The sequence below is a fragment of the Bifidobacterium amazonense genome (assembly GCF_018555435.2).
Taxonomy (GTDB): Bacteria; Actinomycetota; Actinomycetes; order Actinomycetales; family Bifidobacteriaceae; genus Bifidobacterium; species Bifidobacterium amazonense.
Genome location: NZ_JAFEJT020000001.1, coordinates 52,111 through 67,898 on the forward strand (window position 1 = coordinate 52,111; position 15,788 = coordinate 67,898).

General features: G+C 68.5%; 8 protein-coding genes and 1 other RNA gene. All 9 read left to right on the plus strand.

Annotated features, from left to right (window positions below; all coding sequences use genetic code 11):
- The first annotated feature begins 44 nt into the window (after positions 1-44).
- Positions 45-1,145 carry a phospho-N-acetylmuramoyl-pentapeptide-transferase gene (gene mraY, locus JS533_RS00225; RefSeq protein ID WP_241512565.1) on the plus strand — a complete coding sequence of 367 codons (1,101 nt, stop codon included), beginning with the start codon at positions 45-47 and terminating at the stop codon, positions 1,143-1,145.
- Between the two features lie 81 nt (positions 1,146-1,226).
- Positions 1,227-2,657, plus strand: a complete 1,431-nt coding sequence (gene murD, locus JS533_RS00230) for a UDP-N-acetylmuramoyl-L-alanine--D-glutamate ligase (RefSeq protein ID WP_241512566.1) — start codon at positions 1,227-1,229, stop codon at positions 2,655-2,657.
- The gene (locus JS533_RS00235) at positions 2,644-3,978 is read left to right on the plus strand and encodes a peptidoglycan glycosyltransferase FtsW (protein WP_241512567.1); all 1,335 of its coding nucleotides are present in this window, start codon (positions 2,644-2,646) and stop codon (positions 3,976-3,978) included. The genes murD and JS533_RS00235 overlap by 14 nt, the downstream gene beginning before the upstream one ends.
- A gap of 62 nt (positions 3,979-4,040) precedes the next feature.
- Positions 4,041-5,210 carry a UDP-N-acetylglucosamine--N-acetylmuramyl-(pentapeptide) pyrophosphoryl-undecaprenol N-acetylglucosamine transferase gene (locus JS533_RS00240; protein WP_241512568.1) on the plus strand — a complete coding sequence of 390 codons (1,170 nt, stop codon included), beginning with the start codon at positions 4,041-4,043 and terminating at the stop codon, positions 5,208-5,210.
- Between the two features lie 32 nt (positions 5,211-5,242).
- Complete coding sequence (gene murC / locus JS533_RS00245) at positions 5,243-6,832, plus strand: UDP-N-acetylmuramate--L-alanine ligase (protein ID WP_241512640.1); 1,590 nt, start codon at positions 5,243-5,245, stop codon at positions 6,830-6,832.
- A 311-nt stretch (positions 6,833-7,143) separates the two neighbouring features.
- A complete protein-coding gene (locus tag JS533_RS00250) occupies positions 7,144-8,208 on the plus strand; it encodes a cell division protein FtsQ/DivIB (RefSeq protein WP_420838602.1) in 1,065 nt (354 codons plus the stop codon).
- Positions 8,209-8,416: 208 nt separating this feature from the next.
- Positions 8,417-8,813: a transfer-messenger RNA gene (ssrA, locus tag JS533_RS00255) on the plus strand.
- A 289-nt stretch (positions 8,814-9,102) separates the two neighbouring features.
- Positions 9,103-12,255, plus strand: a complete 3,153-nt coding sequence (locus JS533_RS00260; RefSeq protein ID WP_241512569.1) for an alpha-mannosidase — start codon at positions 9,103-9,105, stop codon at positions 12,253-12,255.
- Positions 12,256-12,427: 172 nt separating this feature from the next.
- On the plus strand, positions 12,428-15,586 hold the full coding sequence (locus JS533_RS00265; protein ID WP_241512570.1) for an alpha-mannosidase: 3,159 nt from the start codon (positions 12,428-12,430) through the stop codon (positions 15,584-15,586).
- The last annotated feature ends 202 nt before the right edge of the window (positions 15,587-15,788 follow it).

Genomic DNA, 15,788 nt, shown 5'->3' on the forward strand with positions numbered 1-15,788 from the left:
ATACGGCGTCAACCGATAGGTAGAACAAGAGTGGAGAGACAATCGTGATTTCGCTCATCATTGGCATCCTGGTGTCGCTGGCCGTCACCATGGCAGGCACGCCCATGCTGATCAGGCTGGTCCACAGGCTGCACTACGGGCAGTACATCCGGCAGGACGGACCAAAATCCCACCAGATCAAACGCGGCACGCCGACGCTCGGCGGCGTGGTGATCAACTTCGCCATCGTGCTCGGCTGGGGCGCCTCGGCGCTGTACCGCTACTGCGCGCGCGGCGAGGCGCCCTCGTGGTCGGCGGTGCTCGTGCTCTTCGCCATGCTGTCGATGGGCGTTCTCGGCTTCATCGACGACTTCGCCAAGGTGCGCAAGAAGCAGAACGAGGGCCTGACCGTCGAAGGCAAGTTCATCGGCCAGTTCATCCTCGGCACGATCTACGCGGTGCTCGCGCTGCTCGTGCCCACCAAGTCGGGCTTCCCGAGCGCGCAGCCGGGCATCAGCTTCATCGAAAAGCCGTTCGTCAGCTTCGACTTCGCCGGTAGGGCGCTGGCGATCGTGCTGTTCGTGATCTGGGTGAACTTCCTGATGACCGCATGGACCAACGCGGTGAACCTGACCGATGGCCTCGACGGCCTGGCGGCCGGATCGTCCATGATCTCCTTCGCCGGATACGCGATCATCGCGTTCTGGGAAAGCTACCACATCAAGGGCGGCGACCATCAGGGCTACTCGTACGCGGTGTCCGACCCGCTCGACCTGACCATCATCGCCGTGTGCGCGGCCGTGGCCTGCTTCGGCTTCCTGTGGTACAACTCGAATCCGGCCACGATCTTCATGGGCGACACCGGCTCGCTCGCGCTCGGCGGCCTGTTCGCCGCGCTCTCCATCGCCACGCACACCGAATTCCTCGCCGTGATCGTCGGCGGCCTGTACGTGCTCGAGGCGATGAGCGACGTGATCCAGGTCGGCTACTTCAAGGCCACGCACAGGCGCGTGTTCAAGATGGCCCCCATCCACCACCACTTCGAACTGTGCGGGTGGACCGAGACGAAGGTCGTGGTGCGGTTCTGGATGGTCGAGCTGCTGTTCGTGCTGTGCGGCCTGATGGTCTTCTACGCGGACTGGGCGGCGCGTTCCGGCCTGCTGTGACCGGCGCGGCCGCGGGGACACAAAGCGGATATACGATAGGGAACCGTTTGCGGATTGCACACATCGGATTAAGGAGCGGATATGGACGTTAACGGCAAGACCGCGTTGGTGGCGGGACTCGGCATCTCCGGGCGCAGCATGGTGGACGTGCTGCGCGCGCACGGCGCGAAGGCGATCGGCGTGGACGAACGGCGTGAGGACGCCGACCTGAAATCCTTCGACGACGTCGACTGGGACACGATCGATCTGGTGTGCACGTCGCCCGTGTTCAACCCGCGCACCCCGTTCATCCTCGAGGCGCAGCGCCGCGGCATCCCCGTGATCAGCGAAGTGGAGCTCGCCTGGTGGCTGCGCGCCGACCGCGACGGCAAGGGCGCGCACGCCGGCTGGATCGGCATCACCGGCACCAACGGCAAGACGTCCACCACCGAAATGACCTCCGAGATGCTCACCGCCTGCGGCCTGAAGGCCCCGGCGGTCGGCAACATCGGCAAGGCCGTCTCCCATGCGGCCGTCGAGGCTGACAACGACGTCCTGTGCGTCGAACTGAGCTCGTTCCAGCTGCACTTCACGTATTCGCTCGCGCTCGACTGCGCGGCGATCACCAACATCGCCGACGACCACCTCGACTGGCACGGCGGCATCGAGAACTACGCGGCCGACAAGTCCAAGGTATTCCACGGCGTGAGGAAGACGCTCGTGTACAACGCCGACGACGCGCGCGTCGCCGATCTGGCCGCGAAGGCCGAGACCGCGCCCGGCTGCCGCAAGGTCGGCTTCACGCTGCGCAGGCCCGCCGCCGGCGAGATCGGCGTTGCCGACGGCTGGATCGTCGACCTGAGCGGCGTTGCCGGCGGTCGGCCGGGGGAGGAGACCCGCATCGCGCCCGTCGCCGAGTTCACGCACCTGACCGAGCCTGACGGCACCGTCTATCCGCATCTGCTCGCCGACGCGCTCACCGCGCTCTCGCTTGCGCTCGGCTACGGTGCGGACCGCGACACCGCGGTGCGTGCGCTGCAGGCGTTCGCGCCCGGCGGCCACCGCATCCAGACCGTCGCCACGGCCAAGACGCCGGCCGGCGACATCCGCTTCGTTGACGACTCCAAGGCCACCAACGCGCATGCGGCCAACGCCTCACTGTCCAGCTTCGGCGAGAAATCGGTCGTGTGGATCGCCGGCGGCCTCGCCAAGGGCAGCCGCTTCGAGCGGCTCGTCGCCGATCAGGCGCACACCATCAAGGCCGCCGTCATCATCGGCCGCGACCAGCGGCCCATGCTCGACGCGTTCGCCGCCAGTGCCCCCGACATGCCGATCACCGTCATCGACCCGGCCGACAACGCCACCGTCATGGCGCGCGCCGTCGACGCGGCCGGCTCCTACGCCGAGGCCGGCGACGTGGTGCTCATGGCCCCCGCATGCGCCTCGATGGACCAGTTCAAGTCGTACGCGGACCGCGGCGACCAGTTCGCGGCCGAATCGCGCCGCTGGGTGAGCGAGCATGCCGAAGGCTAGACGCGTCGCCTCCTCCGACACGACGTCCCCCGAGCGGACCAGGGCGGACAAGACCGCCGGCACCCCCCGGACCGCGGCCGGACGCGGCCGGCGCGACGACGAGGGGCCTCGGGCGGGCCGTGGGACCGCCTCGCCAGCCGCACGGCGCGGGGCCTCGGGCGACGACTTCGCCGGGTTCACCGGACTCGCCAGCCTGTTCAACCCGTTGTGGTGCTACCACGGGTTCATCGTGGCCGTGCTGGCGCTGTCGGTGTTCGGCGTCATCATGGTCTTCTCCAGCTCGTCGGTCAGCATGGTGGCCAACGGCTACGCGCCGTGGAAGCAGGCCGTCAGCCAGGGCGTGTACTGCGTGGGCGGCCTGGTCTGCGCGCTGGTGCTGTCCCGCTGCGGCGTCAGGCTGTATCGCAGGGTCGGCATCATCGCCGTGTTCGGCGCCATGTTCCTGCAGTTCCTCACGCTCACGCCGCTGGGCATCGACGTGGACGGCAACCGCGGCTGGATCGGCATTCCCGGCGTGCTTACCTTCCAGCCGGCCGAGATGATCAAACTGTCGCTGTGCATCTGGTTGCCCGGGGCGCTTCAGATGGCCGCCAAGCGGTTCCGCCGCGAGGGGTGGAAGGCGTATGCCGTGCCCGGCGGCGTGTACGCGTCCTGTCTGGGTCTCGTGCTGCTGGGCAAGGATCTCGGCACGGCCATGATCATCGTGTTCATCGGCGTGGTCGCGTTCATGATCAGCGGCTTCCCGCTCAAATACATGGCCATGCTCGCCGGCGGGCTCGCCGTGCTCGTGCTCGTGCTCGTCGTCACCAGTCCGAACCGTCTCAGACGCGTGTTCGCCGCGTACTCGTGTTCCGATGCGGATACGCAGGGCGTGTGCTTCCAGTCGGTCCACGCACGGTACGCGCTGTCGTCGGGCGGTCTGCTTGGCGTCGGCCTTGGCAATTCGCGTGAGAAATGGAGTTACCTGCCGGCCGCGCACAACGACTTCATCTTCGCGATCATCGGCGAGGAGACCGGATTCGTCGGCACGATGATCGTCGTGCTGCTGTTCGTGACGATCGGCTGGTGCCTGCTCGTCGTGGCGCTGCAGATCAAGGACCGGTACGTGTCGATGGTGCTCATGTGCGTGATGATCTGGATCGTCGGCCAGGCACTGGTCAACATCGGCGTGGTCGTCGGCCTGTTCCCGGTGCTCGGCGTGCCGATGCCGTTCGTCTCGGCCGGTGGCTCGTCGATGCTCATGTGCCTGTCCGCGGCCGGCGTGGCGGTGGGCATGATGCGCAGCCAGCCGCAGATCAGGGCCGAATCGCGCAGCTCGTGACGGCGGCCGGACGCCCGGACGGCGGATGGGTATAAGGGAACGTAGACTGGCAGACGATGACTATGAGCAAGAAAACCGTGAACGTCGTACTTGCCGGCGGAGGCACCGCCGGACACGTCAACCCATTGCTGTCGGTGGCGGACGCCATCCGACGCATCGACCCGAACGCCAACGTGAGCGTCATCGGCACCGCCGTCGGACTCGAGCACGATCTGGTGCCGCAGGCCGGCTACGAACTGGACGCCATCGACAAGGTCCCGTTCCCCCGCAGGCCCAATCTCGACGCGCTGCGCTTCCCGATGCGCTGGAAGCGCGAGGGTGACAAGGTGCGCGCCATCCTCGAGGCGCGTCACGCCGACGTGGTGGTCGGCTTCGGCGGCTACGCATCCGCGCCCGTGTACGCCGCGGCGCACCGCATGGGCATCCCGATCGTCATCCACGAACAGAACGCGCGCGCCGGCATGGCCAACAAGCTCGGCGCCCGCTGGGCGAGCTACATCGGCACCGCCTATGCCGGCACCGGGCTCAAGCCGGCCGCCGGAGCCGTGATCGAACGCGTGGGCCTGCCGCTGCGCCCGGCCATCGCTTCGCTGTGCGCGAGGCTCGAAACCGACCGTGTCGCCGTGCGCGACGAGGCCGCCGCCCGTCTCGGCATCGACCCGAAGCGGCCGCTCGTGCTCGTCACCGGCGGTTCGCTCGGCGCGCTCAGCCTTAACCGCGCGGTGTCCGAGGCGTCCGCCGACCTGCTCAAATCCGCGCAGATCATCCACCTGACCGGTAGGGGCAAGATCGACGAGGTGCGCGCCACCGTCGCACGCGAGGCCGGCGAGGCCGCGCTGTCCGGACTGTTCGACGAGTCGACGGGCGGAGACTACCATGTCGCCGAATATCTTGAACGCATCGATCTCGCGTTCGCATGCTCCGCGCTCGTGATCTGCCGTGCCGGCGCCGGCTCCGTGTCCGAACTGGCGGCGCTCGGCCTGCCCGCGGTCTACGTGCCGCTGCCCATCGGCAACGGGGAGCAGCGGTTCAACGCGCAGCCGGTCGTCGAGGCCGGCGGCGGACTCATGGTCGCCGACCGCGACTTCACCGCCGACTGGGTGCGCGAGCATGTGCCGGGTCTGCTGGACGACCCGATCCGACTGCGCCAGTTCGGCGAGAAGGCGTGGGGATACGGCATCCGCGACGCGGCCGACAAGATGGCGCGCAAGGTACTCGAACTCGCCCGGTGACGCCGCACCCATCATCCATGCCCATGACAGCAATGGCAGAAACCCTCAAGGAGAATACGTTGTCAGACACCACCACGGACGACACGGTCGTCCTCGATCCCACACACGCCGCATTCGGCGACGGACAGACGACGAACGATCTGGGCCGCACCCACTTCATCGGCATCGGAGGCGCGGGCATGAGCGTGCTCGCCGAAATGCTGCACGAGCGCGGCGTCGACGTCGACGGCTCCGACCGCGAACGCAGCGCCAAGACGGACCGTCTCACCGCGCTCGGCATCCACGTCGAATTCGGCCAGCGTGCCGAGAACGTGGCCGGCGCTCGCACGGTCGTCTACTCGAGCGCCATCAAGCCGGACAATCCGGAGATCGTCGCCGCGCATCAGGCCGGCGCGCGCATCGTGCACCGCAGCGACATCCTCGCGCTGCTCATGAACGGCCGCCGCGCCGTGACCGTGGCCGGCGCACACGGCAAGACCACCACCAGCTCGCTGCTCGCGCACATCCTCGTGCATGCTGGCGAAGGCGCGCTCGCCGACCCGAGCTACGCGATCGGCGGCTCCATCCAGGGGCCCGACGGATCCACGCTCGACGGCGGACACGCCGGACACGGCGACGTGCTCGTCGCCGAGGCCGACGAATCGGACGGCAGCTTCGAAAAGTACCGTCCGACCATCGCGATCATCACCAACGCCGAACCGGACCATCTCGACCACTACGGCGACGCCGCCCACTACCATGCGGCATTCGCCGAACACGCCGGGCACGCGCTCGAGCACGTGATCATCTGCGTCGACGACGAGGGCGCGCTCGGCGTGCTGCGCTCGCTCGACCCCGCCGTCGCAGCCCGGGCGGTCGCCTACTCGACCCAACCGCGCGAGACGTTCGGCGACCTGAACGGCGCGACGTTCGTGCGCATCGAATCGGAGACCGAGGCCAGCGGCAGCGGCGCCGAACGGTTCACGATCGCGCTGCCGGGCACGCTGCTCGGCGGCGGCGACCTGCGCCTGCCCGTCTCGCTCATCGTGCCGGGCATCCACAACGCGCGCAACGCGACCGCGGCCATCACCGCCGCCGTGCTGCTCGGCATGGACCCGCACCGCGCGGCCGAGGCCGCCGGCACGTTCCTCGGCGCGGCCCGCCGGTTCCAGGTGCGCGGCACCGTGGCCGACGTGACCGTGGTGGACGACTACGCCCACCATCCCACCGAAATCGCGGCCCTGCTCGACGCCGCGCGCCGGCGCTACCCGAACGCCGTGATCCGCGTGCTGTTCCAGCCGCACCTGTTCTCACGCACCGCGTTCTTCGCCGACGAGTTCGCGCGGGCGCTCGCCAAGGCCGACGACGTGATCGTCTCCGGCATCTTCCCCGCACGCGAAAAGCAGGAGGACTTCCCCGGCGTGGGACCGCGTACGATCGTCGACGCGGCCGCCGGCCTCGCCCACGAGCCGGACGGCCAGTGGATCCGCGCGGTCGACGACATGCGCGTCGCCGCGCAGATGCTCGCCATGCGCGCGCATCACGGCGACGTGATCTTCACCGTGGGCGCCGGCGACGTCACGCAGATGGATGACGTGCTGCTGCACGCGCTCGAGGCGCATCGCGTGGCGGACGGGCGCTGATGGCGCGACGGATCGTCAGTTCCGGCGACAAGGACAAGGCCTCGGACGGCGGCGCACGCCGTCGCGCCGCGCGTTCCGTTGCCGGCTCGTCGGGTTCCTCCGTCCCCGGTGCGGCGAAGGACGGCGGCGGCAGGCGGGGCGGCGGCTCCCGCACGGTCTCGTCGTCCGGATCCTCCTCGTCCAACGCGGTGCCCGGATCGTCTGGCCGCGGCTCCGGCACGGCGCGCTCCGCCCGCTCGGCATCGGGTGCGGCGGGGTCGGCCGGTTCGTCCGGGTCGGCCGGTTCGGGCAAGAGGCCGGCGACCGGGTCGATGCCCGTGAGCCGTGCCTCGTCGTCGCGCCCGTCGCATGAGGGCACCGGGTCCACGCCGGCCATCCGCAAGTCGGTGCCGGCAAAGCATCGCACCGCTGCCGCCCGGGCCGCGTCCTCGAGCGGCGTGCGCAAGACGTCCGGCGCGCGGCGTGCGGGCGGTCGCGAACATACCCGCGCATCCGGATCCACGAACGTCGCCCCGCGCGCGGACGGGGGATTCATCGACGCGCGACGCATGCCCAGCGAGGACGTGGTCGCCAAGACGTTGCGGGAGACGTCCGGCGCGCTCGGCATCCCCACCAGACCCAAGGTCATCGACTTCAATGCCCGTCTCAAGGAGAAACGCAGGGCCGGAGCCCGTACGATCGCCCTGCGCGTGGTCGCCGTGGTCGCCGCGGTCGCCGCGGTGTGCTCGCTGGTCTGGCTGCTGTTCCTCTCCCCGGTGCTGCGGCTGGAGACCTCCCAGATCAGCGTGACCGGCGGCAACGAATGGGTCAGCGGCGACGACATCCTCGCCATCGCCGACAAGCAGTCCGGCAAATCGCTGCTGCTCGTCTCCGTGAAGGACGTGACGGCCCAGCTGACGAACATTCCGGGCGTCACCGAGGCGGACGTGACCAAGCGCTACCCGCACGGCCTGTCCGTCAAGGTCAGCGCGCAGCAGCCCGCCGCCATGCTCAAGGCCTCCGACTCGCAGATGGTGGCCGTGGACAGCAGGGCCCGCGTGCTCAACACCGTGGGGCACACCTCCACCAAGGGCATTCCGGTGATCGAGGTGAAGGACGTGGAGGCGTCGCTGAAGAACAAGTCGGTCAAGGAGGCGCTCAAGGTGCTCGGCGGGCTTTCGGATTCGATGCGCTCGTCGATCACCAAGGTGACCGCAAGCACGCAGGACTCGGTCACCACCGAGCTCAACGGCGGCGAGCATGTCGTGGTCTGGGGCGACTCGTCCGACCTCAAGCTCAAGATGGCGATCGTCGACAAGATCCTGTCCGATCCCGATGTGATCGGCGACAAGACGCAGGTGGACGTCTCCGCCCCGTCGCGGCCGATCATCAAATAGATCGCGGGATCGATCGCGGGGCGACGGGTCGTGACGACGGAGGTGGGTGAGGATCGGCACCCGCTGCCGTTCCCCCGTCGGACGGCCGTTGCGCAACCGTCGCGCCATCGCCGGCGACACGCTATGCCGTACGCGAAAACTTGCCGTTTCGCCGGTTCGGACGTATATTGAAAAGTCCGCGCAAGCGGAGGCTTGATAATTCAAGATTGGGGTCGATCGGTTTCGACGGTGACCTGTTCGTCGCAGGGAAGCGTGCCGAGAACGCCGGGTCCGCTCGTGGATGTCCCCGGCAAAAGAATAAGTGCTAAATCTAACCGCACTGAGTTCGCTCTCGCTGCCTGAGCTTCGCGCCAGGATTAACCAGTGAGCAGCCGCTCCGTTCACTCCTTCTCGTCTTTGGGAGGATGCTGAGCGTCGTTAAGAAGACTTGCTGATGCAGCTGCGTTGCAGGGCTGCATCGGGACTTTGACTGCGAATATGCCCGCCGTCCGTTGTCTGCGACATAGACGGGGGCAGAAAAACCGCCAAACGGCCAGCAGACTACGCACGTAGAAGACTGCGGGCTCGGTCACCGGACCGGGGTTCAATTCCCCGCGACTCCACCAACCAAAGCGCCACCCTCACAAGGGGTGGCGCTTTTTCATATGCGGCCCCGGCCGTCGCCGGGCGTGGCCGGCGCGTCAGGCGCATCCGGCATGTCCTCGAAACACGCGCGGCGGCAGGGGACTTGACATGTCCGCCGGCGATGTACAGAATGGTACTAAAGCGCTTTAGTTGACCGGCGGCCCCCGTACGATCGGCGAGCGCGCAGCCCAACCCCAAGCACGGGGGACACAACGACGTGGCCGCACGGCCTGCGACATCGGCAACCAAGGGGAGTGAAGACAGACAACCATGTTTCTGAAACCCGAACAGCAGCTCGAGCGCTGCAAGCGCATCCTGCGCCAGCGCGTCAGCCCGCACATCCATCCAAGCGTCGCGCGTCTGAGCGTCGAGGCGTTCGACATCCCGGGCGAGCCCATGCCGTCCGAGGAGTTCTTCGCCAAGCTCGGCCGCGGCGAGATCGAGTTCAAGCCGTTCGAACTCGGCCACGAATGGGGCACCACGTGGGGCACCGTCTGGTTTCGCCTGAGCGGCCAGGTGCCGGCCGGCTATCCGAAGCACGGCGAGGCGCTCGAACTCATCCTCGACCTCGGCTGGTACGAGCACTCCTGCGGCGGGCACATCGAAGGACTCGTCTACCGCCCCGACGGCACCGCCATCAAGGCCGTGCACCCGCTCAACATCTGGGTGCCGTTCATGGATGCCGACGGCACCGCGCACACGCCCATCGCCGAAGACGGCACGTTCACCCTGTATCTCGAGGCCGCAAGCAACCCGCTGCTGCTCGGCGTGCCGCCGTTCATCGAGACCGAACTCGGAGAGAGGGCCACCGGCCGCCCCGACGAGCCGTACGTGTTCCGTTCCGCCGACCTGACCTCGTTCAACCGCGAACTCGACGAATACCGCATCGACCTCGACGTCGCCTGCCAGCTCATGGAGCTCGCCGACAAGTCGTCGCCGCGCTACTGGCAGCTCGCCAAGGCGCTCCAGCGTTCGCTCAACGTCTACGACGAGCGCGACATCGACGGCACGGTCGAAACGGCGCGCGCCGAACTCGCCGGCGTGCTCGCCAAGCCCGCCAACGCGTCCGCCATGCAGGTGAGCGCCGTCGGCCACGCGCACATCGATTCCGCATGGCTGTGGCCGGTGCGTGAGACCCGCCGCAAGGTCGCCCGCACCGTCTCCAACGCGCTCGCCCTCATGGACGCCGACCCCGACTTCAAGTACGCGATGAGCTCCGCCCAGCAGTACGCATGGCTCGAGGAGGACCATCCCGACATCTTCGCGCGCATGCTCGAACGCATCAGGGAAGGCCGGTTCATCCCGGTCGGCGGCATGTGGGTCGAGGCCGACGGCATGCTGCCCGGCGGCGAATCGCTCATCCGCCAGGTCTCCTACGGCAAGCGCTATTTCAAGGAGAAGCTCGGCGTCGAACCCAAGGGCATCTGGCTGCCCGACAGCTTCGGCTACACCGGCGCCTGGCCGCAGATCGCCCGCCGCGCCGGCTACGAGTGGTTCCTCACGCAGAAGATCTCGTGGAACGACACCACCAAGTTCCCGCACCACTCGTTCCTGTGGCGCGGCATCGACGGCACCCCGATCTTCACGCACTTCCCGCCCTCCGACACGTACGCCGCATGGTGCAAGGCGCAGGAGCTCGACTACGCGGAGAAGAACTTCCAGGACAAGGACCTCGCCGACCGTTCACTGCTGCTCTTCGGCTTCGGCGACGGCGGCGGCGGTCCCACGCGCGACATGATGGACCACCTGCACCGCTACGAGAACCTCGAGGGAGTCTCCCGCGTGAGCGTCGAAGGTCCGAACGAGTTCTTCTCCAAGGCGCGCACGCAGCTCGAAGCGAACGCCGGCACGGAAATGCCCGAATACCAGGGCGAACTGTACCTCGAACTGCACCGAGGCACGCTCACCTCGCAGCAGGACATGAAGCGCGGCTGCCGCACGGAGGAGTCGCTGCTGCGCACGGTCGAATACCTCGGCGCCGCAGCCTCGCTCGCCGACCCGGCGTACACGTACCCGGCCGAGGAGATGGACCGCATCTGGAAGACGCTGCTGCTCAACCAGTTCCACGACATCCTGCCCGGCTCCGGCATCTCGTGGGTGCACCGCGAGGCCCGCGAGGACTATGCGCGCGACCTCAAGCGCCTGGCCGAGATCGCCGCCGACGCCTGCGCCGCGCTGCGCGCCGCCGATCCGACGGCCGACGTGCTGCCCGAGGCGCGCATCAGCCAATACCACGCAGACGGCTCGTCGTGGCGGGTGCTGCCGGCCGGCCATGTCACCGGCCGTGTCGCCGGCGCCGCCGCGCACGATGCCGCGACGATCGAAACGCTGCCGGACGGCGGCGTGCGCATCGCGAACGGCCATCTGACCGCGACGATCGGCCCGGACGGCACCGTCTCCTCGCTCGTCGATGAGATCCGTGGCCGCGAGCTCGTACCGGCCGGCGCCGCGCTCGGCCGATACGAGCTGATGAAGGACGAGCCGGCCGTCTGGGACGCGTGGGAGATCGAACGCGAGTCGCTGCTCATGGCCGGCGGACTGTCCGGCCGCGTGCTCGACGCACACATCGACGCGACCGGCACGGCGACCGTCGCCGTACGCACCGACGACGGCGACACGGTGATCGACACGACGATCACGCTGCGTCCGGGGGCCGCGCAGCTCGACTTCCACGCGGACATCGACTGGCACGAACGCGAACGCTTCCTCAAGGTCGACCTGCCGGTCGCGATCGCGGCGGAACGGGCGACCTACGACTGCCAGTACGGTCTGGTCACGCGTCCGATCGTCAAGAACAGCGCGTCCGACGAAGCCAAGTTCGAAAGCTGCACCAACCGGTTCGCGATCATCGCCGAACCCGGCTACGCGGCCGCCGTCGTCAACGGCTCGATCTACGGCTCCGACGCCGCGCCGATCAACGGACATGCGGCGGACGGCTCCGACCGCGGCACGATGTTCCGCCTGTCGCTGCTCAGCGCGCCCACCTATCCCGACCCGCGCACCGACATCGGCCGTCACGCGTTCGACTGGGCCGTCGTGCCCGGCGCGACGCTCGCCGGCACGATCGACGCGGCCTGCGCGATGAACGCGCCCGTGCTGCGCGACGCGCCCGCGATCGACCCGCTCGTCTCGCTCGATGTGACCTGCGGCACTGCGGTCGTCGACTGGATCAAGCTCGCCGACGACGGATCCGGCGACCTGATCGTGCGCGTGTACGAAACGGCCGGCGGACGCGCCGCCGCGACGCTGCACGTCGCCGACGCGCTGCGCGGCGCGAGCGTGCGCGAGACCGGCGTGCTCGAGGACAACGAGCTCGCCGACGACCTGCCCGTCGCGCTCGTCGGCGAGGCCGGACAGCCGGCCGACGGGGCGCGGCTCGACCTCGGCCCGTTCCAGCTGGCCACGCTGCGCATCGCACGATAGACGGGACGCGCCACCGGCCCATCGTCCTCCAATCTGCGGGGGAGCGGGCCGGCGGCATCCCATGCCCGGCCGTCGCGGCACGAACGGCGCGGCGACCGGGCGCACGCATGACCGTTCATCACCAACCGTCAATCCATCATCAACCATCATCAGCAAAGGAGCCGAACACCACATGTTCCTCATGCCCAACCAGCAGCTCGACCGCTGCGACCGCGTCATGTGGCAGCGCGTCGAACCGCACATCCACACCACGCTGAGCGCCTGCACGCTGCGCTCGCACGACAACCCCGGCGAGCCCGTGCCGTCCGGTGAATTCCTCGCCAAGGTGCGCGCCGGCGAGGTCGAGTTCAAGCCGTTCTCCATCCCCGGCACGTGGGGCACCACGTGGGGCACCACCTGGTTCGAGGTCAGCGGCCGCATCGACCGCGAGGCGACCAAGGGCCGCAAGGTCGAACTCATGGTCGACCTCGGCTGGCTCGGCCACCGCGGCCCCGGCTTCCAGTCCGAAGGCCTCGTCTACCGCGCCGACGGCACCGCCATCAAGTCCGCCAACCCGAAGAACCACTGGATCCCGCTCGTCTACGCCGACGGCACCAGCACCGTCGACCTCGACGCGGACGGCAACTTCACCGTCTACATCGAGGCGGCTGCCAACCCGTTCGTCGAAGGCCCCACCCCGTTCTCGCCCACCGAACTCGGCGAGGGTCCGACCGGCAGGTACGACTTCCCGTACACGCTGAGCCGCATGGACGTCACCGTGTTCGACGAGGACGTGTTCGCCTACTACATGGACCTCGAAACCGTCGAATCGCTGATGCGCGAGCTCAAGGACGACGATCCGCGCTACTGGCAGCTCGCCAAGGCGCTCCAGCGCTCCCTGAACGCGTACGACGAGCGCGACATCGACGGCACGCTCGCGGCCGCCCGCGGGGAACTCGCCGGCGTGCTCGCCGAACACGCGTCGTCCAGCGCGATCAACCACATCGCCATCGGCCACGCGCACATCGACTCCGCATGGCTGTGGCCGGTGCGCGAGACGCGCCGCAAGGTCGCCCGCACCGTCTCCAACGTGCTCGCCCTGATGGACGAGGACCCGGACTTCAAGTACGCGATGAGCTCCGCCCAGCAGTACGAGTGGCTCGAAGCCGAACACCCCGACCTGTTCCGGCGCATGAAGGAGCGCATCGCCGAGGGCCGGTTCATCCCGGTCGGCGGCATGTGGGTCGAATCCGACAACATGATCCCCGCCGGCGAATCGCTGGTGCGTCAGATCACGTTCGGCCGCCGCTACTTCAAGGAGCATCTCGGCGTGTCCCCGCGCGGCGTGTGGCTGCCCGACAGCTTCGGCTACACCGGCTCGTGGCCGCAGATCGCCCGCCGCGCCGGCTTCGACTGGTTCCTCACGCAGAAGATCTCGTGGAACGACTGCACCAAGTTCCCGCACCACTCGTTCATGTGGGAGGGCGTCGACGGCACGCGCATCCTCACGCACTTCCCGCCGTCCGACACGTACTGCTCGTCGATGAGCATGCACGAGCTCATGTACTCGCAGAAGAACTTCCTCGACAAGGACCTGTCGCGCAACGCGATCCTGCTGTACGGCTTCGGCGATGGCGGCGGCGGCCCCACCCGCGAGATGACCGCACGCATCCGCCGCGACCGCGACCTCGCCGGCGCCCCGAAGATCGACTTCGGCACGCCCGACGAGCTGTTCGACCGCGTCCGCAAGGACATCGTCGACGATGCGCGCGGCGAGACCCCGGTGTTCAAGGGCGAGCTGTACCTCGAACTGCACCGCGGCACGCTCACCGTCCAGCAGGACATGAAGCGCGGCTGCCGCAACGAGGAGGCCATGCTGCGCGTGGCCGAATACCTGTGCGCCGCGGCCCGCGTCAAGAACCCGGACTACGTCTACCCGCGCGAGGAGATGGACCGCATCTGGAAGACGCTGCTGCTCAACCAGTTCCACGACATCCTGCCCGGCTCCGCGATCGCGTGGGTGCATCGCCAGGCGCGCGCCGAATACGCGCGCGACATCGCCCGGCTGCGCGAGATCGCACTCGAGGCCGGTGCGGCGATCGCCGCGGTCGAACCGGCCGATGGCACGGTCGCGGACGCGGTGATCACACCGTACTCGCGCGAGGCGTGCGACGCGTGGACCGTACGTTCCGCGGCCGCCGTCGCCGGACCCGCCGATGCCGACGCGACGGCCGCCGCGGTGAGCGTGACGCGCGACGGTGAGACGACCGTGCTCGACAACGGCCTGCTGCGCGTGCGCGTCGAGGCCGACGGCACCGTCTCCTCGATGACCGACCTCACCGCGCAGCGCGAACTCGTGCCCGCCGGCACGCGACTCGGCCGCTACGAGCTGCTCAAGGACGAACCGTTCCACTGGGACGCCTGGGACATCCAGCGCGACGCGTTCCTGACCGCGAACGGGCTCGACGACTCTGCGGTCGAAGGCGTGGAGACCGCGACCGACGGCAGCGCGGTCGTCAACGTCCTCACCAAGGCGCCGAACGTGGCGATCCGCACGCGCATCACGCTGCGGCCGGGCGCCTCCTCGCTCGACTTCAACGCCGACGTGGACTGGCGCACCGCCGAACAGTTCCTCAAGGTCGACGTGCCCGTCTCGGTGCAGGCCGTCAACGCGCAGTACGAATGCCAGTACGGCATGGTCGAGCGGCCGATCAACAAGAACACGCGCTCCGACGACGCCAAGTTCGAAAGCTGCACGCACCGCTTCGTGCGCATCGCCGACTCCGGCTACGCGGCCGCCGTCGTCAACGCGTCCACATACGGCTCCGACGTGAGCCCCATCCACGAGGACGCCGCCTACGGCACCGGCCGCGGCACGATGATCCGCCTATCGCTGCTGTCCGCGCCGCTCTACCCGGATCCGCGTACCGATCAGGGCGAGCACGCGTTCGCATGGAGCGTGGTCGCCGACGCGCGCATGGACGCCGTGCTCGCCGAGGCGTCGCGCCTGAACAGCCCGGTCGTGGGGGAGCTGCCCGCGATCGCGCCGCTGGTCTCGCTCGCCGACGTGGCCGGCGCGCCGGTGCTCGACTGGGTCAAGCTCGCCGACGACGGTTCCGACGATCTGATCGTGCGCCTGTACGAGGCCGCCGGCGGCAACGCCACGGCCACGCTGCGGCTTGACGGCGCGCTCGCCGGCGCGACCGTCGAGGAGACGACCATCATGGAGGAGCCCGGACTGCCCGAGGACCTGCCGCGCGCGCTCGCCGCGGGCGACGGACCGGTGTCGGCCGAGGGCGCGGCGATCACGCTCGCCCCGTTCCAGCTGGCCACGCTGCGCATCCGCCGCTAGTCCCGTAGCGGTCGGTTCCTGAAGGCTCCCCTTTCCTGCGCGAGAGGGGAGCCTTCGGCGTTTTTCGCTGTGAACAACGGTGACCTGCCGTATGGCGACACGCCGGGACGGAATATGCCCGGCTGTCGATTTTGCGTTTTCGAGGATGAATGCTAATCTATAACTAAATCGCTTTAGTAATCGGCGATAGACCATGACGGTC